23 protein-coding genes are annotated in these 26278 nt (G+C 45.5%); 13 read left to right on the top strand and 10 right to left on the bottom strand.

Translation table 11 applies throughout. From position 1 onward, the window contains the following. Positions 1-206: 206 nt before the first annotated feature. From ACTRWF_RS02135 to fusA, 5 genes are all read left to right on the top strand, one after another. Positions 207-1109, top strand: a complete 903-nt coding sequence (locus ACTRWF_RS02135; protein WP_012518010.1) for a transcriptional regulator GcvA — start codon at positions 207-209, stop codon at positions 1107-1109. 2 nt (positions 1110-1111) lie between these two features. Beyond that, complete coding sequence (locus ACTRWF_RS02130) at positions 1112-1792, top strand: alpha/beta family hydrolase (protein ID WP_015066825.1); 681 nt, start codon at positions 1112-1114, stop codon at positions 1790-1792. A gap of 4 nt (positions 1793-1796) precedes the next feature. Then, positions 1797-2249: a DUF423 domain-containing protein gene (locus ACTRWF_RS02125; RefSeq protein WP_043960483.1), complete on the top strand. Its 453-nt coding sequence runs from the start codon at positions 1797-1799 to the stop codon at positions 2247-2249. Next, positions 2242-3339, top strand: a complete 1098-nt coding sequence (rlmM, locus tag ACTRWF_RS02120; protein ID WP_020743282.1) for a 23S rRNA (cytidine(2498)-2'-O)-methyltransferase RlmM — start codon at positions 2242-2244, stop codon at positions 3337-3339. Before ACTRWF_RS02125 ends, rlmM begins: the two co-directional genes overlap by 8 nt. A gap of 183 nt (positions 3340-3522) precedes the next feature. After that, entirely contained in the window at positions 3523-5610 is a 2088-nt protein-coding gene (gene fusA, locus ACTRWF_RS02115) for an elongation factor G (RefSeq protein WP_020743283.1), read from the top strand. A 20-nt stretch (positions 5611-5630) separates the two neighbouring features. On the opposite strand, the gene ACTRWF_RS02110 is transcribed toward fusA, so the two are convergent. Then, on the bottom strand, positions 5631-5990 hold the full coding sequence (locus ACTRWF_RS02110) for a hypothetical protein (protein WP_462835071.1): 360 nt from the start codon (positions 5988-5990) through the stop codon (positions 5631-5633). Between ACTRWF_RS02110 and ACTRWF_RS02105 the strand changes: the two genes are divergently transcribed. Beyond that, positions 5991-6197, top strand: coding sequence for a hypothetical protein (locus ACTRWF_RS02105; protein WP_012517740.1), 207 nt, complete (start codon positions 5991-5993; stop codon positions 6195-6197). It begins immediately after the preceding gene. A 366-nt stretch (positions 6198-6563) separates the two neighbouring features. Here ACTRWF_RS02105 and cynS read toward each other — a convergent pair whose 3' ends face one another. The 6 genes from cynS to ACTRWF_RS02075 all read right to left on the bottom strand — a co-directional run bounded on the left by cynS (position 6564) and on the right by ACTRWF_RS02075 (position 14628). Next, positions 6564-7013, bottom strand: coding sequence for a cyanase (gene cynS / locus ACTRWF_RS02100; protein WP_024016067.1), 450 nt, complete (start codon positions 7011-7013; stop codon positions 6564-6566). A gap of 30 nt (positions 7014-7043) precedes the next feature. Continuing rightward, on the bottom strand, positions 7044-8861 hold the full coding sequence (locus ACTRWF_RS02095; RefSeq protein WP_462835070.1) for a protein kinase domain-containing protein: 1818 nt from the start codon (positions 8859-8861) through the stop codon (positions 7044-7046). Between the two features lie 135 nt (positions 8862-8996). Further along, complete coding sequence (locus ACTRWF_RS02090; RefSeq protein WP_012518018.1) at positions 8997-9845, bottom strand: formate/nitrite transporter family protein; 849 nt, start codon at positions 9843-9845, stop codon at positions 8997-8999. 575 nt (positions 9846-10420) lie between these two features. Continuing rightward, positions 10421-12487, bottom strand: a complete 2067-nt coding sequence (locus ACTRWF_RS02085) for a transglutaminaseTgpA domain-containing protein (RefSeq protein WP_462835069.1) — start codon at positions 12485-12487, stop codon at positions 10421-10423. Then, a complete protein-coding gene (locus ACTRWF_RS02080; RefSeq protein WP_462835068.1) occupies positions 12484-13608 on the bottom strand; it encodes a DUF58 domain-containing protein in 1125 nt (374 codons plus the stop codon). The genes ACTRWF_RS02085 and ACTRWF_RS02080 overlap by 4 nt, the downstream gene beginning before the upstream one ends. A 72-nt stretch (positions 13609-13680) precedes the next feature. After that, positions 13681-14628, bottom strand: coding sequence for an AAA family ATPase (locus ACTRWF_RS02075; RefSeq protein ID WP_462835067.1), 948 nt, complete (start codon positions 14626-14628; stop codon positions 13681-13683). A gap of 306 nt (positions 14629-14934) precedes the next feature. Here ACTRWF_RS02075 and ACTRWF_RS02070 point away from each other — a divergent pair, with 306 nt between their 5' ends. From ACTRWF_RS02070 to ACTRWF_RS02040, 7 genes are all read left to right on the top strand, one after another. Beyond that, positions 14935-15726, top strand: a complete 792-nt coding sequence (locus ACTRWF_RS02070; RefSeq protein ID WP_462835066.1) for a SeqA protein — start codon at positions 14935-14937, stop codon at positions 15724-15726. Between the two features lie 45 nt (positions 15727-15771). Next, entirely contained in the window at positions 15772-17424 is a 1653-nt protein-coding gene (pgm, locus tag ACTRWF_RS02065) for a phosphoglucomutase (alpha-D-glucose-1,6-bisphosphate-dependent) (RefSeq protein ID WP_012518023.1), read from the top strand. Positions 17425-17641: 217 nt separating this feature from the next. Continuing rightward, positions 17642-20119, top strand: a complete 2478-nt coding sequence (locus tag ACTRWF_RS02060) for a glycogen/starch/alpha-glucan phosphorylase (RefSeq protein WP_071951227.1) — start codon at positions 17642-17644, stop codon at positions 20117-20119. Positions 20120-20390: 271 nt separating this feature from the next. Then, positions 20391-21695: an EAL domain-containing protein gene (locus tag ACTRWF_RS02055; protein ID WP_462835065.1), complete on the top strand. Its 1305-nt coding sequence runs from the start codon at positions 20391-20393 to the stop codon at positions 21693-21695. A gap of 226 nt (positions 21696-21921) precedes the next feature. Next, complete coding sequence (gene astE / locus ACTRWF_RS02050; protein WP_462835064.1) at positions 21922-22953, top strand: succinylglutamate desuccinylase; 1032 nt, start codon at positions 21922-21924, stop codon at positions 22951-22953. Beyond that, positions 22946-23356: an HIT domain-containing protein gene (locus tag ACTRWF_RS02045; protein WP_012518027.1), complete on the top strand. Its 411-nt coding sequence runs from the start codon at positions 22946-22948 to the stop codon at positions 23354-23356. The genes astE and ACTRWF_RS02045 overlap by 8 nt, the downstream gene beginning before the upstream one ends. Positions 23357-23414: 58 nt before the next feature. After that, positions 23415-23741 (top strand): heavy metal-binding domain-containing protein, encoded by a 327-nt coding sequence (locus tag ACTRWF_RS02040; protein WP_012518028.1) that lies wholly within the window; start codon positions 23415-23417, stop codon positions 23739-23741. Positions 23742-23869: 128 nt separating this feature from the next. Here the strand turns inward: ACTRWF_RS02040 and ACTRWF_RS02035 are convergent, their stop codons facing one another. The 3 genes from ACTRWF_RS02035 to ACTRWF_RS02025 form a co-directional block, all read right to left on the bottom strand. Continuing rightward, positions 23870-25123, bottom strand: a complete 1254-nt coding sequence (locus ACTRWF_RS02035; RefSeq protein WP_141153728.1) for a dicarboxylate/amino acid:cation symporter — start codon at positions 25121-25123, stop codon at positions 23870-23872. 150 nt (positions 25124-25273) lie between these two features. Then, positions 25274-25573, bottom strand: coding sequence for a DUF2897 family protein (locus ACTRWF_RS02030; protein WP_015066836.1), 300 nt, complete (start codon positions 25571-25573; stop codon positions 25274-25276). Continuing rightward, positions 25570-26268, bottom strand: coding sequence for a D-alanyl-D-alanine carboxypeptidase family protein (locus tag ACTRWF_RS02025; RefSeq protein WP_462835063.1), 699 nt, complete (start codon positions 26266-26268; stop codon positions 25570-25572). The genes ACTRWF_RS02030 and ACTRWF_RS02025 overlap by 4 nt, the downstream gene beginning before the upstream one ends. Positions 26269-26278: the final 10 nt, after the last annotated feature.

Here is a 26278-nt window from a genome sequence, read left to right as displayed (position 1 = left end):
AATAAAAATAATTAATAAATTGTTGGTTAATGTTAATGCGCTTAACAATTAATCATCATAAAATGCTGAAATTAAATGTCGTTTCTTAATTTCGGGTAAATTATAGACAGTTGGTGGTGAAAAATAAAACGAGCAAAAGTATGGGGTGTCATTAGAAAAACTAATGCATCTGTCATGCTTCGGTCACACTGGATTAAAAACATTTTATGCACCGACGTTTACCCCCTCTAAACGCTTTGAAAGCATTTGAAGCAGCGGCCCGCCATTTGAGCTTTACCAAAGCGGCAGATGAGCTGTTTGTTACGCAAGCTGCCGTAAGTCATCAGATAAAGGCACTTGAAGATTTTTTATCGATGAAGCTGTTTTTGCGACGCAATAGAACGCTGCTGTTAACTGAAGAGGGGCAGGCGTACTTTTTAGAACTCAAAGACATCTTTAAAAACTTGCAAGACGCTACCGAAAGGCTACTTGCTAAAGGAAGTAAGGGCGCCATTACTGTTGCTATGCCACCGAGCTTTGCAAGCCAATGGCTGGTGCCGCGCATTCACAAGTTTAGTTTGGCGCACCCAGATATTGACGTTCGTATAAAAGCCGTCGACTTTGATGAGGGCTTTTTGGAAGATGACGTAGACGTGGCGATATACTACGGCAAGGGGCGCTGGGCTGGGCTTCAAGCCGACCAGCTGCACAAGGAATTTCTAACGCCGCTATGCTCACCATTGCTTTTTCAAGGCCCTAAGCCGTTGTCGAGCTTGTCTGATTTACGCCATCACGTATTGCTTCACGACTTAAGCCGCACGGCTTGGAAAAATTGGTTAAAGCACGTGGGTGTGGTTGGCGTTAATGTAAACCAAGGCCCAGTTTTCAGCCACTCAATGCTGGTATTGCAAGCTGCCGCGCTAGGTCAAGGCATTGCGTTAGGGAATACGGTTTTAGCAAGGCCAGAAATTGAAGCAGGTCGCCTAGTCATGCCGTTTGAAGAAAGAGTAGAGAGTCGAGATGCATTCTATTTAGTGTGCGAAGAATCACAAGCTGAACTGGGTAAGATTGCGGCATTCAGAGACTGGATCTTAGCGTTAGTGGAAGCAGAACAAGAGGACCTGTTGTAATTATGACAACTGTGGACAACAAAGCCGAATCACACACTTTCGATATTGAAGTGCATCACGCGAATAATCCTGTTGCCTGTCTCGTTTTAGGGCATGGTGCTGGCGCGGGCAAAGAGCATGACTTTATGCAAGATATGGCGCAAGCACTTGTTTCAAAGGGGATCGCTGTGGTGCTTTTTAACTTCCCTTACATGCAAACTATTAGGTCAACAGGTAAGCGCAGGCCCCCTGATAAGGCAGAAAAGCTTATGGCCCACTTCGATGCGCTGATAGAGCATTGCAGTAAACGTATTGAGGCGCTGCATAATATGCCTGTGTTCATCGGGGGCAAATCGATGGGCGGGCGAATGGCCACCATGGTGTATGAATCGGTAAGCAATGTGAAAGGGGCGATAGCATTAGGCTACCCATTTCACCCCCCAGGCAAGCCTGACAAAACTCGAACAGAACATTTATTATCTGCTACTAAGCCCCTTATTATTATTCAAGGCGAACGAGATACGTTTGGAACAAAAGCTGAAGTAGAAAGTTACGCATTGCCATCAGAAATCCAATGCGCGTTTTTAGAAGATGGCGATCACAGTTTCAAACCGCGAAAGGCGAGCGGCAAGACGCAACAAGAACATATTGAAAAAGCGGCCACACTTACGGCGGCGTTTATTAACCAAGTAGTGAACACATAATTTGATGAAAAACGAGAATCTCAGAGGAGGCGTGCTGGCCAAGCCGTTTCTTTTAGCTGGCGCACTCTTCGCAGGGCTGGCGGTTATATTAGGCGCTTTTGCAGCCCACGGATTAAAAGGGGTGTTAACGGCACAACAGCTAAGTACCTTTGAAACTGGCGTACGCTATCAAATGTACCATGCCTTAGCAGTGCTTCTACTGCCTGCATTATCTAACTATATCTCAAGTAAATGGGTTAATCGTGTCGCGCTATGTTTTGTTATTGGCTGCGTTTTATTTAGCGGAAGTTTATACGCCTTATCAATTAGCGGCATAAAATGGTTTGGACCGATAACGCCACTAGGCGGATTGTTTTTTATCATTGGATGGGCGCTATTACTGGTGGGTCTTTTAGTTACGGGAAATACGGATAGCCAGAGCCAAGGGAATAACCTGCAAGGAGGCGATGATGTCTGATACCAGTATTTTAGCTTATTGCCGCCCAGGCTATGAAAATGACACGGCGAATGAACTTACGTCACGTTATGGCGAAGCTGGTTTTTACGGTTATCCAGTATCAAAGAAAAATAGCGGCTTTGCACACTACCACTTGTATGACGCTGCCCAACTTGAGCAAACGGTGACACAGTTTGCCGTTCACGACAGTATTTTTCCTCGTCAGCTTGTGGCTGTATTTGCTGCAATTAATGATGTGGAAAAAGAAGATAGGGTGGGCCAAGTGCTTGATGCCCTGAAAGAGGTAGAAAAGCCGTTTTCTATCTTTGGCGCTGTTGATGTGGAATACCCTGACACCGAGGAAGGGAAAACCCTTGCTAAATTTTGCCGCAAGTTTACTGTGCCACTTCGCCAAGCTTTAAGGAAAGCGGGGTGGCTAACCGCTAAAGAAAATTTGGGCAAACCTAAACTACATATTTTCTTTGCGTCATTTGAAATTTGTTATATTGGCTATACATTACCCAGCCACGCTAGCCGCGACCATTTAGGTATTTGCCGTTTGAAGTTTCCCAGTGATTCGCCAAGTCGCTCTACGCTTAAGTTAGAAGATGCACTGGTTAACATGCTAAGCGATAAACAACAATCTAAGGTACTTCGAAGTGGTGGGCGAGCTGTGGACTTAGGGGCGTGCCCGGGCGGCTGGACGTATCAGCTGGTTAAACGAGGGATGTATGTTGAAGCCATTGACAATGGGCTAATAGCCGATAGTTTAATGAGCACAGGGTTAGTTGAACATCATGCAGCAGACGGCTTTACTTATCGACCACAATTTGGTCGTGTAGATCTACTTGTATGTGATATGATAGAACAACCCGATAGAGTAGCGAAGCTGATGGGTGATTGGTTGGTAAAACACTGGGCCACTCATGCTATCTTTAACTTAAAGCTACCTATGAAGCGGCGTTATGAAACAGTAGTTGAAGCCATGACGTCGTTAAATAGCCGTTTAGATGCCCTAGACGATGCATTTGCGGTGAAGGTGAGGCATCTCTACCACGACAGAGATGAAGTTACAGTAACAATTGTTCGCACTTCAAAAGATGAGGTGTGATTTTGTTATTTTTCAAAAAAGTGTCATAACTGTTTAAGTTTTTGATATTTATAGAAAAGAATTAATGCTGGTACGGATTTTAGTAAACGTATTTAAGGTTTATGCTAAAAAAGGTGTAAATCTGGTACAGAAATCCTTTATAATCCGGCCGTTTTTTTACTCTGAACCAATGAAAGTGAACTAATGTCAGACTTATCTCATTACAGAAACATTGGTATTTTCGCCCACGTAGACGCGGGTAAAACTACCACAACAGAACGTATCTTGAAGCTTACTGGTAAAATCCATAAAACTGGTGAGGTTCACGATGGTGAATCAACAACTGACTTCATGGAGCAGGAAGCTGAGCGTGGTATTACCATCCAGTCAGCGGCAACAACCTGTTTCTGGAAAGATCATCGCATGAACATCATCGATACTCCGGGACACGTTGACTTTACAGTTGAAGTATATCGTTCACTTAAAGTACTAGACGGCGGTATCGGTGTATTTTGTGGTTCTGGCGGTGTTGAGCCTCAGTCAGAAACTAACTGGCGTTATGCTAACGAATCTGGCGTAGCACGCTGTATTTTCGTTAACAAACTAGACCGTATGGGTGCAGACTTCTACCGTGTTGTTGGCCAAGTTAAGAAAGTACTTGCTGCTAACCCACTAGTAATGACGCTTCCAATCGGTATCGAAGACGAGTTTACAGGTGTTGTAAACCTTCTAGACATGAAAGCGTACATCTGGGATGACACAGGCCTTCCTGAGAACTACGAAGTAGTAGATATCCCAGAAGATATGGTTGAGAAAGCGAACGAGTACCGTGAGCAACTAATCGAGACTGCTGTTGAGCAAGACGACGACCTAATGATGGCTTACATGGATGGCGAAGAGCCGTCTCTAGAAGACATCAAGCGTTGTATCCGTAAGGGTACTCGTGACCTAGCGTTCTTCCCAACATACTGTGGTTCTGCATTTAAGAACAAAGGTATTCAGCTAGTTCTTGATGCGGTTATCGACTTCCTACCTTCTCCAACAGAAGTAGACCCACAGCCTCTTACAGATGAAGAGACTGGTGAACCTACTGGTGAAGTAGCAACAGTATCTACTGACGAGCCGTTCCGTGCGCTTGCGTTCAAAATCATGGACGACCGTTTCGGTGCCCTAACGTTTATCCGTATCTACTCTGGTGTGCTTAACAAGGGTGACACTATCCTTAACAGCGCCACTGGTAAGACTGAGCGTATTGGCCGTATGGTTGAGATGCACGCTGATGAGCGTACTGAACTTACTTCTGCACAAGCGGGTGACATCCTAGCTGTTGTTGGTATGAAGAACGTTCAAACTGGTCACACGCTATGTGATCCGAAGAATGCTTGTACACTAGAGCCAATGATCTTCCCTGAGCCAGTAATCTCGATTGCTGTTAAGCCAAAAGACAAAGGCGCTAACGAAAAGATGTCTATCGCTATCGGTAAACTAGTAGCAGAAGATCCATCTTTCCAAGTTGAAACAGACGAAGATTCAGGCGAAACCATCCTTAAAGGTATGGGTGAGCTTCACCTTGACATCAAAGTAGACATCTTGAAGCGTACTTACGGCGTTGAACTAGAAGTGGGTCAGCCTCAGGTTGCATACCGTGAAACTATCACGCTACCTGTTGAAGACAGCTACACGCACAAGAAGCAGTCTGGTGGTTCTGGTCAGTTCGGTAAGATTGATTACCGCATCAAGCCAGGCGAAACTAACTCTGGCTTCAAGTTCACATCTACAGTTGTGGGTGGTAACGTACCTAAAGAATTCTTCCCTGCAATCGAAAAAGGTTTCGCAGGTATGATGGAAGTAGGTCCTCTAGCGGGTTACCCAGTACTAGACGTTGAAGTTGAACTATACGACGGTGGTTTCCACGCAGTTGACTCATCAGCAATCGCGTTTGAAATTGCAGCGAAAGGTGCATTCCGTCAGTCAATGCCAAAAGCAGGTCCTCAAATTCTTGAGCCTGTGATGAAAGTTGACGTATTCAGCCCAGAAGACAACGTTGGTGACGTAATCGGTGACCTTAACCGTCGTCGTGGTATGATCAAAGACCAAGAAGCTGGCGCTACTGGCGTTCGCATCAAGGCTGACGTACCTCTATCTGAAATGTTTGGTTACATTGGTCACCTACGTACTATTACATCTGGTCGTGGTCAGTTCTCTATGGAATTCAGCCACTACTCAGCATGTCCTCAGAACGTAGCTGATAAAGTTATTGAAGAAGCGAAAGCACGTAAAGCAGCTAAGTAATTAGCCTTTGCGAGCGTTAGTTAGCTTAAGTTGGCTAACGCTTCGAGATACACTAAAAAGCCGGTCAATAGACCGGCTTTTTTTGTTTGCCCAGCGAAGCTGGCAAAACCGTCAGGTTGAAAGAAACCTGAATCACCCTGACTGAGGGGAAGATAATCCGAATGGCAAGGGCGTTGTTGGCCAACGACAGGGTCCGAAGGAAGCCATAGGAAGTTAGAGGTACACAATGAAAGTGAACCTGATTCGGCAAGGCAGGTGGGTAAGCGTGCAAAATAGCGCGAAGCCCGATACTCAGTCAGACCTGTTTTGTGTTTGAGGGTGGAATTTCTAACAGGGAGCCAGTGCAGTAACTGGGGAAGCCTGGCATTGGATCCAATCAAATGGTTGGACGTATCGTTCAAGGAGTGATCCAAGAATGTTGCGAGTGTGAGGTGGCAGATGAACCCGTAGTAGTGAGTAAGGCTAGGCCGATGAAAGCCAGTAATGGTGTGGAGGGTAAAACCAAGCCGACTATCAGCATTGTGTTTGATAGGATCCATTTTAGCCAAAAGCTTAAATGGATTGCGAAGGGGGGAAGCAGACTTTAAGACTCTGATGAGTTGTGAGTTTTTTTATCATTGATACACAAGCCGCCTGATCAGCGGGACAAGTCGAATCGGTGCGCTAGGAATAGTGATGTCTGGTGAGACAGGCCGTATATGGGAAGTAATTGTAGTCAAATTTGGTAGATTGCCTCAGTGCTAGAACGCCAAACCCTGCAATGAAAGTTACCACAATGTTAGAAAATGAACGATGTCCATAGGGCGCACGATACTAGATTGCAAATTAGCATTGTGTCACTTAGCAAGTGATATGAAGTATGCAGGAGCCGTATACGAGGCCCGTACGTACGGTTCTGTGAGAGGGATGAGGCGCAAGCCTCACCCTACTCGATATGCCTGTAAAACCTACATTTAATACATCTTGTAGGGCAAAAACTTTCCTGACATTACCACGCTAACCCGGTCGCCTTTCGGGTCGTTTTCACGCTGTAAGTCCATCGAAAAATCAATCGCGCTCATAATACCGTCGCCAAACTCTTCATGAATTAATTCCTTTAATGTAGTGCCATACACATTCACCAATTCATACCAGCGGTAAATAAGCGGGTCGGTAGGCACTTCTGTTGGCAACGAGCCTTTGTAGGGGACGATTTGAAGCCACGCAATCGCTTCGTCGGTAAGCGCTAGTAACGCACCCACAGCTTCAGCTTGTTGTTTCGTCATGGCCATTTGGCCTAAGCATGCCGCTGTACTCCATTCTTTCGACTGACCAACAACTTCTGCAATCTGGCTCCATTTTATGCCTTTTAAAATTTTGGCTGACTGGATCATGTCGGTGACTTGGGTTCTACATGTAATCATTGATTTTTCCTTGTAATGTTAAGTAAGTACTTAAGTAAATAAGAACAGCGTAATTAGGTTGCTAAAGATAAGGGTTAGCACAAGCGCTTTATAAACAAGTAAAGGGTGACGCTTTACTAAGGGAATATAAGCCGAGTTATGACTAGGGTTAGGGTAGCGAAGTGAGTAAACAAATTCGGAAATAGAAGAGTAGCGCTTGTCAGGGTTAATATGCAGCGCTCGTTTTAGCGCGCTGTCTACCCATGTTGGAACAGGGCGCTTGGCATCTAACGCGCTTTCGTAATTTAATTTTCTTTGCGCTGCGTAAGTGCGGCAGTGAGCGAGTTTCGTTTGATAAGGGTAGCGCCCGCATAACAGGTAGTATGTCAGCACGGCAAGGGAAAACATATCCGAACGCTCGCTACCCATGTTTCCTAAGAAATACTCGGGGGCCGCAAAAAGTGCCGTACCAGGTATAGTCGCCTCACTATACAAACTGGGCGCTTCAATCAAAGCCGCCGCACCAAAATCGATAATCGTGCAGTGCCCTTGGGGGCTAATCATAATATTTTCTAAACGAATATCACGATGCAAAATGCCTTGGCGATGCATGGCCTGCAGGCCTTTTGCAATTTGTTCAACGATATCTCTTACTTGTTCTAATGTTGGTGTTGGGTTATCGATAGCCCATTGTGCGAGGGTCTGCCCGCGAACATATTCGCAAATACTATAAAAAGCCGTGGGGGACGGTGCTAAACCTAAATCGGTAAATTGGGGGCTTTTAATGACGTGGGGAGAGTTTACACGTCGCGCCAGCCAGTTTTCTAGCACAAAAGCGCTAAGGGCCTCGGGCGTTTGCGTAAAGTCGGTCGCGGGTGTTTTTATCACTACTTGCGGGCTTAGGTTTGTTTCATTCAATGCTTGGCTATGTAAAGTAGCGGGGGTGGCTAAAAATACATGGCTACGCGCCGATGTATAGAGTTGTCTAGTGATAGTGAGCCCGTCAATTTTATCGCCTGTATGTAACTGGGCGATTGTCAAAGGCGCTGTCGTAGCATAGGTAGAGCGCTTATCGCCCCCCAGCGCGTCTGTTGTTGTGTCTTGCTGGAATGCAGCTTTGATAAGAATAAGCGTAAGGTTGTCGTCGCTTCCTTTGTTAAATGCGTCATGAACGACCATCGCCGCTTTATTCTCTTGTAATTCCTCCCCTTCGTTTACAGTTCTCAATAGGGGGGATAACGCTATAAACTCGTGAACACCATCGGTGCTTATCGCTATGGAGCTTGAAGCGGTAAGTTTCTTATAAGTATGGTCTATATCAATGTGAGCTTTAATGCCTATAGCATTTGAAAGGTAGAAATGAGACGGGTTTTCACGTGAGGTTTCTCGATGAGGCCGGGTAAGCGATGTCGATGTTTTATCGCCCGAAGAGAAGAGTGTTACATCACCGTCTCCTACATGGAAAACATCTAGCTGATTGCCGGTTAATATAACAACGGTTAGCGTGCATACGTACCCTTTTTCGGGCGTGTAGGCAAAGGGGCTTTTCTGCGTTCGCGTATAAAGCAGCCCGTTAATTTCTTTTATAATGGTTTCAGCGCAGGTCTTTATCGAGAATTGTTCAGGCGCTATTTTAAATAGCTTAATAAATTGGCGAGTGGCGAAATCACTCGCCATTTGGCTTACCGTACTGCTGCTAACGCCATCTGCAATAACAAAAACACTGCTCGCTTCAGGTTGGCTTGTATCTATGTGATAACTGTATGCATCCTGATTTACAGGCTTCGCACCACGCGCTGAATAAGCACTTACACTCAGCGCAAGGGGCTGGGGATACGTAGACGTGTGTAATGTTACTGGCTCATTCATCGTTGACAGTCAGTCTTTTTAAATCAGTTTTTTCAAATCAGCCTGTTCAGTCACTGGAACACGCGCAGTACCACCATGTATCGAAACGTGAGCATATACATGGTGGGTAGCGCGCTTGAGAAACATTAAGCGTTTCTATATCGGTAGTGTTTCTGACGCCGCCGCTTTGTTTACAGGAATGGTGCGCTTAGGTAGCGTTTTTACGTGAGTGGTGTAAAGCGTAAGACCAGTAAATGCCAAGCCACCTACCAAGTTACCCAGTGCCGTTGGAATTTCATTCCAGATGAAATAATCCATAACCGAAAAGTCGCCACCCATGATAAGACCAAATGGGAAAAGGAACATATTTACCACAGAGTGTTCAAAACCCATGAAGAAGAACAGCATGATAGGCATCCACATGGCGAGCACTTTACCGCTAACATGAGTAGATATCATCGCGCCAACCACACCTAGCGAAACCATCCAGTTACACAGCATGCCGCGAATGAAAATGGTAAACCACCCAGCTGCGCCGTGCTCTGCGTAGCCCAACGTACGGGCTTCACCAATGCTGGCCACTTTAGTCGCAATCGCGCCGCCATCTACGTTGTAACCCATGGTAAAGATAAATGACATCATAAACGCAACCGTCAGTGCGCCGCCAAAGTTCCCTAAGAACACCAGGCCCCAATTACGTAGAATTTGTTTAGGGGTTACGCCGGGCCGTTGGGCAAGCCATGCGAGTGGGGTAAGTACAAAGACACCGGTTAATAAGTCGAAACCCATAAGGTAAAGCATACAAAAGCCCACTGGGAACAACACAGCACCTAAAAGAAAAATGCCAGTTTGCACCGCAATGGTAATAGCAAAAACAGCAGCCAGCGCAAGAATGGCACCTGCCATATAAGCACGAATTAGGGTATCGCGAGTAGACATATAAATCTTTGCTTCGCCTGCATCTACCATTTTGGTAGCGAATTCAGCGGGGAGTAGATAAGCCATGTTTTCACCTCATATTATCGTTGTAAATAAGTTGCCGTTCATGCGTTGTGGTATACGCGCTTTCAAGAGTTCCTAAAGATCAAAAAAAGGCGTCCGCAGCACGCTCAAAAGAAAGTGCTGGGGACGCCTTTGTCCTGTTTATCTATTTTGTGTAAATTTGCTTACATCACCGACTAGTGGGCATTGATGTGCCCTAAACCTATTGTTCGGCTGTATTGCTCGGTCAATAGTTTCGGTATGTCTCCATTGAGACAAAGCCAAAAGAGTGCCAATCGCTAAATATAATGAATTGAATGGCGAAATATCATTTAATTACAGTAAGATAGGTGAAGTCTGACGCAGTGAAGTCATTCATATTGTCTACAAGCTACTATTTTTAAATGCACTAAAAAGGTGGGACAATGTTTGTTTGAGGTGCAATACCTGTTTGAAGTGTCATCTTTATCGTTAATGTCAGTGACCGATGCTTTTAAACCATAAGAATAGGGCCAACTCGTTATCTGCAGCTCGTCGCGGCAAAGGGGGTAGTAGATACACAAATGCAGCGCTAAGGAACAAAAAATCTACGATAACCATTACTGTAACGCTTTTTTTAGCTTGCGTAAGTCATGCTTAATTTTCGCTTTGGTATCATTATTGTCAGATTGAGATGCATAGTTTTCCCGTTCAAACTGCTCACAAATCTGATTGAAAGCTACTAACGCTTCGCTGTTTAATTGAGGGGATACGTCTTTGCGAAAGGCAGAAAGACTTTTATTGCCTCTCACTGTTTTCGTTTTAGATTCTATGTGTTTTATTGCTTTTAATAGGGCACGATGAGAAGGCGTTTGCGTTTGTTTTTGTCTTTTCGGTAAAAAGTAAAGCGCAAGAATAAGCGCGATCAAGCCTATCGCTGATAAAAACACCACGCGCATTTTCTGAGGTGAGAGTGCACCAAGAAGGTCTTCGAGCATGCTGGTTTGCGCTGCATTATCAAACCCTAATACCCATTTACTCCATGAGTAGTCGAGCTGTTGAAACCAATTTTGAAGCGTTGTAAAGAACTTAGCGTTGCCGAATTTTTCTAAAACACTGGTTTGACGAGACTCCCCAAGTTCTTCTAGGGCCTCTTCTAAGCCAAGGGTTAAACGCGATGGCGCTACCGCACTCGTGGGGTCATAACGAACCCAATCGTTGTCTATCAGAACTTCAACCCAGGCATGGGCGTCGTATTGTCTTATTTGCAGAACACGGTCGCTAAGTGTACTGCCACCTTGGTAGCCAGTTACCATTCTTGCTGGCACATTTGCAGCACGTAATGCGTAGACCATAGCGCCCGCATAATGAGCACAGAAGCCAGCGCGCGCTTCAAATAAAAAGCGGTCGATAGGACCCGTTGGCATCGCATTCGGTGACAGGGTATATCTAAAGCCGCCTTGTTGAAATTCACGCATTATGGCGTTGGCGATGTCCCGAGGTGAAGTGTATTGAGCTGCTAGCCTCTTTCCCCACGCCCGGGATTTCTCGTTGCCGTTCTTTGACATTTGCAAATTAAGCTGGGCTTCAAAGTTACCCATGCCATTGGTTATCTTTTCATTGGGAAAGTACCGTAAATAAAACGCTTTTTTACTCGCGATTGGCGTATTTGCGCGAAGGGTGAAGTCGAATCGACTGTTAACATTAATACTGTTTGCGCGGTTGTCCGGCGCCGATGGCGAAAGCGCAAACAGCCAGGTTTGCGAGGTGGGCTCAACAATAAGCTCGTATGCAGTGGCGTAAGATGTATCTTTACTGGCCATTGTGGAAAGAGGAGTAGGTCTACCCATATAAGCTAACTGCTGTTCAGCTTGCTTTCGTTTAGCGCTAATTGACCACGTCTTGCCATCGAAATGCTCAAGGGTCATGGCGCGCCAATAGCGTGATGTGGCATCAGGGACTTGTGCCGCGCTCTCAAAGGTGGCGCTAAACGCAAGTGACGAAGAGGTAGCTAACGATGCAATATCACCTGGAGTCACCGTGTCTGAGAGCCCCGTTTGTGTAGATTTAGACGTCGGCATTTGCCACAGCGGCGGCAATTGGGGCAGCAGTAAAAATAGCAGCAATGCTATGGGAGAGGCTTGCAAAATAAGCACGCCAACAAATGTAATGCTTTTTTTTGTGGGAGCGCCCGCGCCATGGTAAATAGCGGTAGAAAAAAGCAATAGGACCAAAATGCCCGTGTAACCAAACCATGCAAATACGCTAAGCGACGAAATAAAGCCGCAACCTATTAAAAATAAACAGGCACAAATGAGAAGGTGGAAATCACGCTTTTTTTCAACCAGCATTACCTTTAGTGCGCATGCCAAAGTAAGAAGGTTGATCATGCTATCTAATAGCCCGATTGAAAAACCAAACCAAGTTAAAGCGAAGACCGCCAGCACCGCAAGTAGGTTAACCGTACGCGTGGTCGGTAGGCTGTGTAGCGCGCTAAGGCCCGCTATTCTTGCTACAATTGCGCAGCCTCCAAGCATAAGGACCCACGTCATTAGCGGTGCAGTAAGCGAAAAGAGCAGGCAGGAAAAGGCAAAACACAGAAGTAATATTGCCACCGCGCGAGGTTGATGCAGCGCAGTGCCAAAAACGTTGAACGGGTAAGTACGGTTAAGTGTCTCTCGTATCATTTCACCGCCCTTATCCGATTTGAATCTTGTTGTGAGGAAGATGAACCTGTGTTGTTAAAGGGAGTGCTATTTTCGAAACAGGCGAGCGCCGCTAGGCATTCATGCCTATGCTTTACGCCGTGATTAGGGGGAATATGAATACCTTTATAGGAGAGACCAAATACGCGGTTAGCCTCAGAAAATGTGATCGTGGCGTGGGTCAGCGCAGCAAGTGCGGTTTCCGTGTCGGTAGCGGATGATAGGCCAATAACATAACTATTGCTTTGTAGCGCGGTAAAAGACTTTGTAACCCAGTTACCGTTTTTAGCCACGTGTTTCCACGATACTCGGTTTAAAGGCTGACCCACTTCATAGTCGTTTAATGCATAGAAATCTTCGTTACCGTCATGGTTATCTTTCGACGCAGTAGACGCTTCATCAGTAGCGATGTTGTTAATAACGACAGGGCCTTCCTGAGACTTAGGGTAAACCGTCACCGCTTGGTCAAAATCCAGATGGGTCCAACACTTATAAAGACCAAGAGGAAAGTCACAGGCTATCGTCAGTCGGCCTAATTCATAGTGCCCTCGCGTTTTTATCTGAAAAGGGATGCGCAGCGTTTGTTTTTGTTGACTATTGGTACTAGCTGATAGCTGAGCGCTAAAAGACGTGTGATGATTATGCGTTGTTGCCTCGACAGCAAGTGGGGTTGCGTCACGCTTTGAAAGGCGGGTAGTACTTAACCACTTAAACGTTAATACACCATAACAAGGTTTAGTAGTTGCCTTCGTATGGGGCACAACCTGCACCAGCAGTTCACCGTTTTGATTGCAGTGAAAAGGCCTAGGAGGAAGCGACTTTAACGCTAAGCGTGCGAAGTTTTGATGGGTATAAAATAATGTCAGCAGCATAATGCTTAAACACAGGTAGCTAAGCAGCAGCATTAAGTTATTTTGATAGTTGGTTCCAAGTAAAAACAAACATAACGACAAGATGATAAAAGACCAGCCAAACCCACTTGGCAATATAAAGATGCTGTTTAGGTTAAGGTGATGCTCGTTCGCGGCCGGAACTCTATTATCTAGCCAACCTAACAGACGTTGGTGAAAGTAATGGGAAAGGGGCCAGCGTGCTCTACCCATGGCAAACGTTCCTGCTACTACTAAAAGTGCGAAAACACGGTGATAAGACCTTAATGCACAACCCCATCACGGTTACGCCGCAAGGGGGTCAACGCTGTCTAACAGTTTTTGACTCAGTTTCTCCCCGTCAAACGCGCTCATTTGCATACTATGGGTGGATTGATGGGCGGGCGCTGTCAATCTGTGAGCAGTAATTGCCACAAAGACCGCTTGCACATCTTCTGGTGTTACGTAGTCTCTTCCTGTGACAAACGCCCAAGCCTTTGCCCCTTGAAGGAGCGCGCGACTGGCACGTGGCGAGAGGGGGTTGGGGTACTCGTTACTCTCCCTACTTTCGCTCACTAGCCGCAGAATGTAGTGGATAATGGCATCGCTGGTGTGAATACGTGTCACTGCCTGCTGCATTTGGTCTAAATCTTCCTCATTAAGTATTTGAGCAAGGGGCGCAGACACGTCTTTTTGTAAAAGCATGGCTTTTTCAGCTTCCCAAGCCGGGTAACCTAAGGAAATGCGCATGAAAAAACGGTCCAGTTGAGATTCAGGCAAGGGGTAAGTCCCTGACTGAGAGCTAGGGTTTTGGGTGGCAATGACAAAAAAAGGTGTCGGAAGCGCGTGGGTTGTGCCATCAATACTGACTTGCCGCTCTTCCATTGCTTCTAGCAGCGCGCTTTGCGTTTTAGGGCTTGCACGGTTAAGTTCGTCGGCAAGTACCACTTGGCTAAAAATGGGGCCGTGCCTGAAGCTAAATCTTTTGGTTTCGTCCTGCTCATGACTGTGGAAAATATTAACGCCCAACATATCTGATGGGAGTAAATCAGAGGTAAACTGAATACGGGAGTATTGAAGCCCGAATACTTGTGAAAGCGCGTGAGATAAAGTGGTTTTACCCATGCCCGGTAAGTCTTCAATTAGTAAGTGACCATTTGCCAGTAAGCAGGTAATTGCCAGTGTTAACTGGTGGTCTTTACCAATAATCTTCTGATTAAGAGCCTGCTGTATCTTTTTTAGTTCTTGGCGCATAAAACTGTCACTTTTGTTTAAACATTCTTTGTCACAATGAAATATATCTGCGTGTAAGCGATCTCTGCTTAAATTTAATAGTAGCAACGATAGCTTAAAGCTTTCTATTGTATTGCCTGTTAATTTTTATACGCAGGTATATAACGTAATAGATTCAATAAAACGCGAAAGAATTAAACACGTGTGAATAGGGAAATGGCAAAGTATTCGCGTAATCTACTTAGGAAACCCTAAAACAACTGTTATTAAGTGCTGCGTAGTTTATCTGTGTTGTCTATAATGGTGCCTCTTAAAAAGGAAGTAGTTATGAAAAGCATTGAAATAGATGACGATTTATATGCCTTCATCGCCAGCCAGACTAAGCATATTGGTGAGAGTGCATCACAAATTTTAAGACGTTTACTGTTACCAGAAGACGGCGCAATATCAGGCAGCGCTGAAGCAAGCGGTAACGAATCAAAAGGTGACGCTTCAGACCAAGCAAAAACAAGTGAAATAAAAAGCGCTGGTGGGGAAGAGAAAACGAACGAGCCCAGTGTTGAAGTCAAGGCTGCACCGAAGGCTCAAGCTCAAACTGTGAGTACTGCTAAAAAAGCGCCAGCCAAACCCGCGGCGAGAAAAACTACCGCGAAAACGACGGCGAAGAAAACACCTGTGAGAGCAGCGGCAACAAAAGCCCCAGCCAAGCCTGCTACAAAAGCGTCGTCGACCGTGGCATCGTCGGTAGAAACAGAAACCCACAACAAGCGCGACATTCTCGATGCTGTATCTAAAGATGCGTTAGCCACGTTTACTAAACGGGTCGATCAGTTTCTGTTTGTTTTAAGTGCAGCGCACAAGCTTAATGCAGAAAACTTCTCTAGCGTAGAAAGTATCAAAGGTAAAAACCGTACGTACTTTGCAACAGGTAAAGAAGCCTTGCTTGAAAATGGCAGCAGTACAAACCCTAAAGCCATTCCCGATAGCCCTTTCTGGGTAGTAACAAACAACAATACTGCCAAGAAAACGAATATGCTGGAACAAGTTTTGCGTAACTTGGGTTATCAGCCCGATGTTGTTGAGACGGTAACAGCGCGTTTTACATCAGAGGGTAAGTAATTAGGTTATTAAACCTCAACACGACTTCTAAATAAGGACTTTTTCATGGCACTACATCCGCAGGCCGGAGAGCATGCAGCAAAAGAACAGCTTATTAACGTAGCGCAGCTAGTAAGCCAATATTATAGCTTTAAGCCGGATATGAATGACCCAGGGCAAGCCGTTTCTTTTGGCACTTCAGGCCACCGAGGTACCGCGTCTAATGCCACGTTCACCGATAGCCATATCAGTGCAATTTGCCAAGCATTGGTTGAATATCGCAAGCAAGAAGGCATTAGCGGCCCGCTATTTGTTGGTAAAGATACCCACGCGCTGTCTGAGCCTGCCATGATAACCGCTATTGAAGTGCTGTGTGCCAACGGCGTTGATGTTGTCATACAACGTGCAGATAACGAAAGTATGGGGTATACGCCTACGCCCGTCATTTCTCGTACTATTATCCGTTACAACCGCGCAGGGAATGCTGATAAGGCCGATGGTATTGTCATCACCCCTTCTCATAACCCGCCGTCAGACGGTGGTTTCAAATATAACCCTCCTCACGGTGGCCCGGCTGACAGTGACGTAACTAAGCAAATACAAGAACGTGCCAATGCATTAATTGCCGATGGTAATAAAGACGTTCAGCGAATTGATATTCGCCAGGCCACGGCCCGTAAGTTGGTTCGTGAAGAAGACTTTATGGAACCTTATATTGATGATTTAGCACGGGTCATTGATATGGAGGCCATTGCAAATGCCAATTTAAAATTAGGTACCGACCCGTTAGGGGGCGCAGGGGTAGGATACTGGTCACGTATTTCACAAAAGTATGGCCTTGATATCACAGTTGTGAACGACGCTGTCGACCCGCAGTTTGGCTTTATGCGTCGCGATAAAGACGGCAAGCTTCGTATGGACTGTTCGTCAGCTTACGCAATGGCAGGGCTTATCGAGCTAAAAGATAATTTCGATTTAGCGTGGGGGAACGACCCTGACTTTGACCGTCACGGAATCGTATGTAAAAGCGCAGGGCTAATGAACCCTAATCACTATCTAGCGGTCGCGATTAATTATCTCTATACCCATCGCCCAGACTGGCCGAGCGACCTTAATATTGGCAAAACGTTAGTGTCGAGCAGCATGATTGACCGCGTGGCCAATAGCCTTGATAAACCGTTAGCAGAGATGCCAGTAGGCTTTAAGTGGTTTGTAGAGGGTTTGTCGAACAGCACAATAGGGTTTGCTGGCGAAGAAAGTGCCGGCGGTATTTTCTTAGAGCGCAACGGCAGTACGTGGGCGACAGACAAAGACGGCTTTATTCTTTGTTTACTTGCGGCAGAAATATTGGCGGTAACGGGCAAAGACCCTGGCGAACACTATAAAGCGCTAACCGAAAAGTTTGCTGCACCGGTGTACAGTCGAGTTGATGTAGCGGCAACTCTTGAGCAAAAACAAAAACTTTCGGCCATGGACGCATCTGTAGTAACAAGCGATACGCTAGCAGGCGAGCCTATTACTAGTGTGCAAACGCATGCGCCAGGCAATAACGCAGCTATAGGCGGCGTTAAAGTATCGACAGAAAATGGGTGGTTTGCCGCACGACCGTCTGGCACTGAACAGATTTATAAGATCTATGCCGAAAGCTTCAATGGTGAAAGTCACTTACAAGAACTTATTGCCGAAGCTGAAGCGTTAGTCGGTAAAATCATTAAATAAGCTCAAAAATAAATCGCTTTTCGCGTATTTTTGTAACAATAATGTTAAAAATCGCATGAGTGCATACGAATTCATGCGATTTTTTGTAATTTTAACAAAATAATTACAACATAATCGTTTTAGTACTGCTATATTGCTGTCATATTCTTAAGATATTCTGTAATTAAATTACGTTTTTGGTGTGAAAGCACCGCTTACATTAAGAGTGAGACGCAAAATGAACGCAAAAGCGACCAAAACGCAACCCTCTCCAGCTATCGATAAGGCAGCTTTTAAGTCTGCGGTTATCAAACACTTACACTGCACGCTAGGTACTGACGAAAACAAGGCGAATAATCACGCTTGGTGGAAAGCAACGTGTGCGGCAATTCAAGAGCAAGTACTCGAAGGACTGCGCAAAACTCAAAAAAGTCACTATCTCAATGACACCCGTGCTGTCCACTATTTTTCTGCTGAATTCTTGATGGGACGTTTGTTATCAAACAACCTGCAAAATTTTGGTTTATTCGATGTAGCAAGTGGAGCTCTGAAAGAGCTGGGCGTAGAAATCTCAGATATCCTTGAAGAAGAGCCAGATATGGCTCTGGGTAACGGCGGTTTGGGGCGACTTGCAGCATGCTTCATAGACTCACTCGCCACCATGGAATTACCTGCCATTGGTTATGGTATCCACTACGAGCATGGTCTATTCCGTCAAGAAATTAAAAGCGGTGCGCAAATTGAGCGTCCTGACAGCTGGCGCGACTATGGTAACCCGTGGGAAATTTGCCGCCCAGAATCTATTCAAGAAGTATCGCTCTATGGTTACGTTGAAACCAAATACGGTGAAAACGGCCGCGTTCTTAAAGAATGGCACCCAGGTTCAATTGTAAAAGGTGTGCCTTGGGATATTCCTGTTGTAGGTTATGAAGGTAAAACCGTAAACGTGCTTCGTTTATGGCAGTCAGAATCTTCTGGTTACTTCAACTGGGACGTGTTCAACGCAGGTGGTTATGTTGATGCACAGCGCGAGAACGTGCAGGCAGAAACTATTTCTAAAGTACTTTATCCGAATGATGAAACTGAAGCGGGTAAAGAACTACGCCTAATTCAGCAGTATTTCTTCTGCTCGTGCTCACTGAAGGATATTATTCGCCGTTATAAGCGAGCCCACGGTGATGACTGGAGCCGCTTTGCAGATCAGGTCGTGATTCAGCTTAACGACACGCACCCCGCCATTTCAGTACCAGAGCTAATGCGTATTCTTGTTGACCGCGCAGAGCTTGGTTGGGATGAAGCATGGGGTATCTGTACTAAGGTATTTGCGTACACAAACCATACCCTATTGCCAGAGGCACTTGAGAAGTGGCCGGCACGTATGATTGAAAAGATCCTTCCACGTCACCTTGAGATCATTTACGAAATCAACCACCGCTTCATGGCCGAGGTTGATAAGAAATGGCCGGGCGACAATGCAATGAAAGCGAAACTTTCAATTATCGAAGAAGGTAACGAGAAGATGGTACGTATGGGTCATCTATCGGTTATCGGCTCATTTGCAGTGAACGGTGTGGCAGAGATGCACTCACGCTTGGTTAAATCGTCGCTATTCCCTGAGTTCGACGAATTGTACCCAGGTAAGCTAACTAACGTGACAAACGGTATTACGCCTCGTCGTTGGTTGAAGGCCTGTAATCCTGCGCTTTCTAAGTTGATTGATAAGAAAATTGGCGATGATTGGCCGCGAGATTTAGATAAACTTCAGGGTTTAACGAAGTTTGCTACGAATAAAACGTTCCAAAAACAGTTCATGAAAGTGAAGCTGGAGAACAAGGAACTGTTGGCTGATGAAATTCGCAAGTCGCTAGACTTAGAAGTAGACGTAAATGCCATTTTTGATGTGCAAATTAAGCGACTTCACGAGTACAAGCGTCAACATTTAGCGTTGCTACACATTATGGCGTTGTACCGTCGTATTCTGGAAAACCCAGATTATGATATGCACCCTCGCGTGTTCGTATTTGGCGCGAAAGCCGCACCGGGTTATAAGCTTGCTAAAGACATTATCTACGCAATTAACAAGGTGGCCGATAAGGTTAATAACGACCCTCGTGTTAACAACAAGATTAAAATTGCGTTCTTGCCTAACTACCGTGTATCGCTAGCTGAGAAGATGATTCCAGCGGCTGATGTGTCTGAACAAATCAGTACAGCAGGTAAAGAAGCATCGGGTACAGGTAACATGAAGTTAGCGCTTAACGGTGCAGTAACTATCGGTACGCTAGATGGTGCTAACGTTGAAATTGCTGAAGAAGTAGGCGACGACAACATCTTTATTTTCGGTTTAACAGTAGAAGAGGTGAACGAGCTTAAAGCGACGGGTTACAACCCTCACGACTACTACTACAAAGACCCTGAAATTAAAGCGGTACTGGATTGGTTAGAAACCGATTACTTTACGCCGGGCAAACCAGGGGCGTTAGTATCTATTAAGCAAAGCTTACTTGATAATGGCGACCCGTACATGGTACTTGCAGATTTCCGCGCATACTCTGACGCACAAATTGCAGTAGATGCTGCTTACCGCGACAAAGAGCGCTGGGCGGAAATGGCGATAATCAATACGGCTAAAATGGGTAAATTTACCTCAGATCGCTCAATACGTGACTACGTAGATCGCGTTTGGAAACTTTCGTCGTGTAAGATAGAAAGCTAATCGCAGAACGAGAAAGAAATAGCCCGGCGGTGATAAACTTGTCGGGCTTTTTTATTGCTTTAAATTAAGCGAACTTGCTGTGAACATGCACTAACAGCAGGTTTTTTGCCCATTCTTACCATTAGTTAATCAAATATAAAAAAATGTTGTTTCATGGTATAAGCGGGTATGCAAATTAATACGTAACTGTCGTTGCGCCATCCGTAACGCCATGGTTTTATATAAGCAGTTGTTTTTAGTACCTCGAAGCGTAAAGCTCAAGGAAAACATCATGAGCCAACATACATCACTGGCAACCATTCCAAATCGATATGCGTTTATTGACAGCATTTCAAAACAGGCCTCTCGTAGCGGCGCTATTTCTTTGATGCTGGTGGATGTGGTGCGCTTTTCTGATGTAACAACCAGTCTGGGCATACATGTTGGCGATCGCTTCTTACTGGAAATTGCCAACCGTATACAGCTTCTATTTGGACAATCAGTTTACATTGGTCGCATTAGCGGGGATGTGTTTGGTATTGTTTTCCCCAATGAGAGTAGCGAAGGCGTAATGCGTAAAATGTTCGAACGTCTAGTCGAACATTTTAAAACCCCTATGCACTACGAAGGTACAGCCTTCATCGCAGACTTTAATGTGGGTGTGGTATGCAGTGATAAACGGGAGTTTGAAATAACTCGCTTTGTGTCTCGAGCAGAAACCGCGTTAAAACAAGCCAAAGAAAATAAGTACGAAAACTACTTCGCACTGACCAAAACAGATAAGGCAGATACGGGTAGAAGCTTAGCACTGAAAGCCGACTTAAAGCGCGCCTTAGCCCAAAATGAACTTGAACTTTATTATCAACCTAAAGTTAATTTAGCTACGCTTGAGGTGATAGGGGCAGAGTGCTTACTGAGATGGAACCACCCCCTTGATGGTGTACTATTTCCCGGCCCGCTTATCGAAGCGGCAGAGTCGTATAACATGATGAACGAGCTGGGCTACTGGACTCTTGAGCAGGCTTTCAGAGCACTAGTAGAGCTTAACGCATTGAAAATGCCTATTGTCTTATCCGTTAACATCTCGCCTACCCAGCTTTACGACAATCAGTTAGTGCCCACGCTTACCATGCTAAGCGAAACTTACGCCATGCCCTTAACGCTCATAGAGTTAGAGTTGACCGAAGACGTGGCATTATCAAATTCACTTATGGTGAAAAAGCAGCTAGACGAGTTACGTAGCTTTGGCGTGTCGGTCTCCGTCGATGACTTTGGAAAAGGCTATTCTAATCTTGCCTATATTCGCGATTTAGATTTAGATGCCCTTAAAGTAGATAAGTCGTTCGTAATGGAGTTAGAAGGCCACCCTGTTAACCGCGCTATTATCGAGGCCGCAAAAGTGATAGGTCATGCTAAAGGCTGTAGCGTGGTTGCCGAAGGGATTGAAACCATAGAGCAACTTCATATATTAAGAGAGGTTGGTGTTGCTCAGGGGCAGGGGTATCTGTTCTCTCGCGCTATTCCTTTTAAAAGCTTTGTTGCCCTTGCTCAGCAAGAAATTATTGTGGGTAACTCTCCTGCGCGAGGAAAAGCCTAGTCTCTTCTCTGCCCCCGTTGAGTTACCTGTTTGCTCCGTGCGTTTTCTAGCCCTTTCTCTACTATTTATCTGCAAAGAAGATACTGCAGCGCCTTAATTAATCACGTTAAAGCGTTGTATATTGCTTACAGGCGGTTGTAATAAATCCCTGAGAACGCGTGATTTTAGCCCTGTGCCTCGTTAAACTGTGTTTATTCTAGATTAGACTGGTTATATGCAGAACTTCATGCAAGAACTTATCGAAAGTGGCGAATTTTTAACACTATCTCGCCGGGAACCCGCACTATTTGAACAACCTCTACAATTTGATCTGTCAAACGGCATAGGTGTGCAAATTTCAGGGCCTGGAATTATCAGTTTCTCTGCGCAAACGAACAGTGAGCACGCCAAGCGTATCGTTTTATCGTGTGGCGTTCACGGTAACGAAACGGCGCCTATTGAAATATGTGATGACCTAGTAAAACGTATTTTAACTGGCACACTAGTACTGTCTCACGACGTGCTTTTTTTATTCGGGAATCTACCCGCCATGGATATTGCGGAGCGATTTGTTGAAGAAAATATGAATCGCTTGTTCAGCGGGGCTCACTCAAAAGGTGAAGGCTTAGTTAACCAAGAACGTGTTCGTGCTAAGCAGTTAGAAGAGGCCGTTGGGTCTTTTTTTGAAGCGGCTGACGGAGAGCGTTACCACTACGACTTACATACCGCTATCCGTGCATCAAAGAATGAAAAGTTTGCGGTATACCCGTATTTACACGACAGAGTTCACAGCGAAGGTCAGCTTGCGTTTTTGTCGGCTTGTGGGGTAAAAACAATTTTGCTTTCTGAAAGTCCAACCACCACTTTTAGCTATTTCTCGTCGCACCTGTTCAATGCTCATGCGTTCACCGTCGAGTTAGGAAAAGTGCGCCCCTTTGGACAAAACGATATGCGCCGCTTTGAAGATGCCAAACAGGCCATTACGCAACTGATCACGCAAGAAAACTATGCCCCTTCGGTAGACATTCGCGAACTTGATATTTACCGGGTTAATCAGGTCATTAACCGCAATGAAGAAGCCTTTAAACTGCACTTTGACGACGATACACCTAACTTTACTGATTATCCAAAAGGCACGGTATTGGCATCAGAGCCAGGTACAGACTACGTAGCCGAGCAAGATGGTGAAGCGATTGTATTTCCCAATGCAAAGGTTGCTATTGGGCAGCGCGCACTACTCACGGTAGTGCCTACTACTTTGGAAAAGCTAGATGTTTAGTCTTGATAGCCGTTTACACAATGATACATTTTTTGTCTGCGATCTTTCTCTATGTCGTGTACTGTTAATGAACGACAGACAATTTCCGTGGTTAATATTAGTACCAATGAAAAATGATATTGCGGAAATTATCGACTTAACTGAAAAAGAGCAAATTACCTTACTTAAAGAGTCTGCGCTTGCATCGAAAGCAATGATGAATTTGTTCTCACCGCTTAAGCTAAACGTGGCCGCATTGGGTAATGTGGTGCGTCAGTTACATGTTCACCACGTTGCCAGGTTTGATACCGATTGCGCGTGGCCTAAGCCGGTATGGGGTAACCAGCCGACGGTGGCTTACGAGACAAGTGACGCCCAAGCTCGCGTAGCGTCTATTAGAGAATGGTTTGAACAAAACGCGTAAAGCGTATTGTAATGGCTTGAATTTGTGAAAAAACGGGTTTTATTAAAAGGAGTTACCTATGATTGTTTCAACAACCCCCACGCTAGAAGGGCATAAAATCGATGCATACTACGGCATTGTTGTCGGTGAAGCGGTAATGGGCGCAAACGTATTTAAAGACTTATTTGCCTCTATTCGAGATATTGTGGGTGGTCGCTCTGGCTCTTACGAAGAAGAGCTAACCACAGCGCGTAAGCTTGCTTTTACTGAGTTAGAACATGAAGCAAGAAGCATGGGAGCAAACGCTGTTGTAGGTATCGATTTAGATTATCAAGTCATTGGTGATAAAGGCAGTATGCTGATGGTAAGTATTAGCGGCACAGCGGTTAAAACAAGCCCGCTGTAGTTTTAACCGCGACCATACGAGACAAGATAAAAAGCGGGTACCTAGAAACGTGCGCTTGCGCTGACTAGCTCTAAAATAACAAGGTGGCCGATAGGCCACCTTTTTTATGCCCGCTAAATAACGCACGGTTAGCTTTGCTTCACCTCACTTTCAGTAAGGTCAGACGCTTCAATAGCAATGTTATCGATAATGACTGCGCACGCTGCGTCGCCAGTGATATTAAGCGCAGTACGAATCATGTCGAAAATACGGTCGAGAGCGAATAAAAGTGGTAAGCCTTCAATAGGAATGCCGGCGGCTAGGAGTACCGCAACCACAAGAAAAGACGGGCCTGGTACGCCAGCTTGTCCCACGGCGCCTAAGGTTGAAGTAAGGATAATGGCAACGTAAGCCCCCATGGATAAGTCGATATTAAAAAGCTGAGCGAAAAACACGGCAACTAAGCCATAGTAAATAGCATTACCGCTCATGTTTATCGTGGCCCCTAAAGGTAATACAAACGACGCAGTTGCATTTCTTACGCCCAGTTCGTTTTCTACCGTATTCATAGTGACGGGCAGGGTGGCCATAGATGACGCGGTAGAAAGCGCCACCGCTTGAGGCTTTTTCATTGCCACTAAGAACGACTTGGCAGAGGTTTTGGTAAATAGCTGTACTAACAGTGGGTAAACCACAAAACCAAAAACGAGAATAGCGGCGATAAAGACTAAGAAAAGTTTGAAGACAACCATAAGTGCGCTAAAGCCAAAGGTGCCGACCGCTTCGGCCATTAGACCAAATACACCGATAGGGGCAATTTTCATAACGCAGTTAATCATCCATACCATCGCATCTACAATGGTATTTACGCCCTGAAGAATAGGCTCGCGGTTCTTTTTAGGCTGCTTAGAAAGGGCAAGGCCAAAGAACAGGCAAAACACCAGAATTTGAAGAATATTCGCATTGGTGAGAGAAGCAAAGACGTTAGTAGGTATCATGCCCGTCACCGTCGCCCAAAACGATGGCAGCTCGCCTTTCGATGCGTACTCGCCAGAAAACATTCCCTCTACAGATGAAACATCGATACCCACACCAGGCTTGAAAATTTCACCCATAATCAGCGCAAGCGCCACGGCTAGCGCGGATGTCAACGCGAAATAGGCGAGGGTTGAAAAGCCCACTTTACCTGCGTTGGTACTGTTACCTAAACCCGCAGCGCCCGAAATAAGCGCAACCGCAACCAGTGGGATAACCAACATCTTAATGAGGTTAATAAAAATTGCGCCTAAGGGGGCAAACATAGCGGCGCTTTGCCCCATAAAAGCACCTACGGCGGTGCCGATGATCATGGCAATAACAACTTGTACGCCGATATTAGCCAGTAAAGATTTACTTTGAGACACGTCTAGAACCTCTTAGAGTGTGATTAAATAAAAAGTGATAGTGGGGTTGATGTGAATATCGCCTTTGGCGAACAAGCCTTTCATAGTCCCGAACTCCAACCATTCACAGTACCCTGTGAGTACAAGTGAATAGTTGAGTAAGGAGGGGGGTTACTTTTTAGCCTTGTCGCTGTGGCTGTTTAGGCTATTTAGCGCATCGTCACTGATTGTGCTTGTGCCATTATTACGCTCAGACGTTGGCGAATTAGCCGTGGGGTTATCACCGGGTTGGGTGTCGGATAACGTGTCAGCAGACGACGGGGGGTTATCGCTGTGCGACTCTTCAACATCATCAAACGGTTTCGAGGGCGTTGGAAATTTAAACTTCGCACTGTATTTCAGCAGCGTGATATTGCCAATTACCACACCTAACACTAATACAATGATTATAACTACCCAAGTTGTACTCATACAGTTTCCGTTGGCGAAACGCCGTTGTTTAAAACATACCGATTATACAGTGTGGGCAGCTGCGACAAAATACACGATTTACCTTCTATGTCGCTTTGCTCAATAGCAGCGGTTAAACCTTGTAAATTTCTTGCTTTTTCAAACGTCTCGGCGGTCTCTTTAAAGCTTAAGTGCCAAGGTTCTGCTGCCACGCCACCACGGCTTACTGAAAACGGCCGATAAAAACCAAAACGCGACATATTTTCACCAAGCCAGCAGGCTAGCGCGTAACAAGGGCCGCCAGCCTCGTATTCAGTTTCTACAAGATTGAATTGACCACCCCAATGCTTAACAGATGCCCTGTCATACACATCAATGTCGGTACCCCAGTGATGACGACTCCCACCGGGTAAGGCAGACCATGTAAGAATAGCGTGGAGCTTTTCGTCATCACGTAAACTATCAAACGACAAGGGACTACCGTTAACATCAAGCAGTTGAGCCTTTCCTGTCCACTTGCGGTTGAAAATAGCGGTCTGCCGGTCAAAGTCGCGATAGCTGCTGACAAGCTGCAGGTCTATCCCGTCTTTGTGTGCGGCATCTTGCATAGCCAGAAAAGGGGAAATCACGTCGATGTGAAGTCTGTGGCCGTTACCTGCATCAACTAAATCTTCATTAAGCTGGCCCAGCCACGCTTTTTCTGTAATGGTAGTCATGGTCAACAGC

It is taken from the genome of Alteromonas sp. G5_S2_22_S1, assembly GCF_054968525.1.
This window is presented reverse-complemented; position numbering and strand designations above follow the sequence as displayed.

Excerpts from the sequence above, each read along its gene's own strand:
- ACTRWF_RS02135 (WP_012518010.1), top strand. The coding sequence starts at position 207 with ATGCACCGACGTTTACCCCCTCTAAACGCTTTGAAAGCATTTGAAGCA.
- ACTRWF_RS02130 (WP_015066825.1), top strand. The coding sequence starts at position 1,112 with ATGACAACTGTGGACAACAAAGCCGAATCACACACTTTCGATATTGAA.
- ACTRWF_RS02125 (WP_043960483.1), top strand. The coding sequence starts at position 1,797 with ATGAAAAACGAGAATCTCAGAGGAGGCGTGCTGGCCAAGCCGTTTCTT.
- rlmM (WP_020743282.1), top strand. The coding sequence starts at position 2,242 with ATGTCTGATACCAGTATTTTAGCTTATTGCCGCCCAGGCTATGAAAAT.
- fusA (WP_020743283.1), top strand. The coding sequence starts at position 3,523 with ATGTCAGACTTATCTCATTACAGAAACATTGGTATTTTCGCCCACGTA.
- ACTRWF_RS02105 (WP_012517740.1), top strand. The coding sequence starts at position 5,991 with ATGGTTGGACGTATCGTTCAAGGAGTGATCCAAGAATGTTGCGAGTGT.
- cynS (WP_024016067.1), bottom strand. The coding sequence starts at position 7,013 with ATGATTACATGTAGAACCCAAGTCACCGACATGATCCAGTCAGCCAAA.
- ACTRWF_RS02095 (WP_462835070.1), bottom strand. The coding sequence starts at position 8,861 with ATGAATGAGCCAGTAACATTACACACGTCTACGTATCCCCAGCCCCTT.
- ACTRWF_RS02090 (WP_012518018.1), bottom strand. The coding sequence starts at position 9,845 with ATGGCTTATCTACTCCCCGCTGAATTCGCTACCAAAATGGTAGATGCA.
- ACTRWF_RS02085 (WP_462835069.1), bottom strand. The coding sequence starts at position 12,487 with ATGATACGAGAGACACTTAACCGTACTTACCCGTTCAACGTTTTTGGC.
- ACTRWF_RS02080 (WP_462835068.1), bottom strand. The coding sequence starts at position 13,608 with ATGGGTAGAGCACGCTGGCCCCTTTCCCATTACTTTCACCAACGTCTG.
- ACTRWF_RS02075 (WP_462835067.1), bottom strand. The coding sequence starts at position 14,628 with ATGCGCCAAGAACTAAAAAAGATACAGCAGGCTCTTAATCAGAAGATT.
- ACTRWF_RS02070 (WP_462835066.1), top strand. The coding sequence starts at position 14,935 with ATGAAAAGCATTGAAATAGATGACGATTTATATGCCTTCATCGCCAGC.
- pgm (WP_012518023.1), top strand. The coding sequence starts at position 15,772 with ATGGCACTACATCCGCAGGCCGGAGAGCATGCAGCAAAAGAACAGCTT.
- ACTRWF_RS02060 (WP_071951227.1), top strand. The coding sequence starts at position 17,642 with ATGAACGCAAAAGCGACCAAAACGCAACCCTCTCCAGCTATCGATAAG.
- ACTRWF_RS02055 (WP_462835065.1), top strand. The coding sequence starts at position 20,391 with ATGAGCCAACATACATCACTGGCAACCATTCCAAATCGATATGCGTTT.
- astE (WP_462835064.1), top strand. The coding sequence starts at position 21,922 with ATGCAAGAACTTATCGAAAGTGGCGAATTTTTAACACTATCTCGCCGG.
- ACTRWF_RS02045 (WP_012518027.1), top strand. The coding sequence starts at position 22,946 with ATGTTTAGTCTTGATAGCCGTTTACACAATGATACATTTTTTGTCTGC.
- ACTRWF_RS02040 (WP_012518028.1), top strand. The coding sequence starts at position 23,415 with ATGATTGTTTCAACAACCCCCACGCTAGAAGGGCATAAAATCGATGCA.
- ACTRWF_RS02030 (WP_015066836.1), bottom strand. The coding sequence starts at position 25,573 with ATGAGTACAACTTGGGTAGTTATAATCATTGTATTAGTGTTAGGTGTG.
- ACTRWF_RS02025 (WP_462835063.1), bottom strand. The coding sequence starts at position 26,268 with ATGACTACCATTACAGAAAAAGCGTGGCTGGGCCAGCTTAATGAAGAT.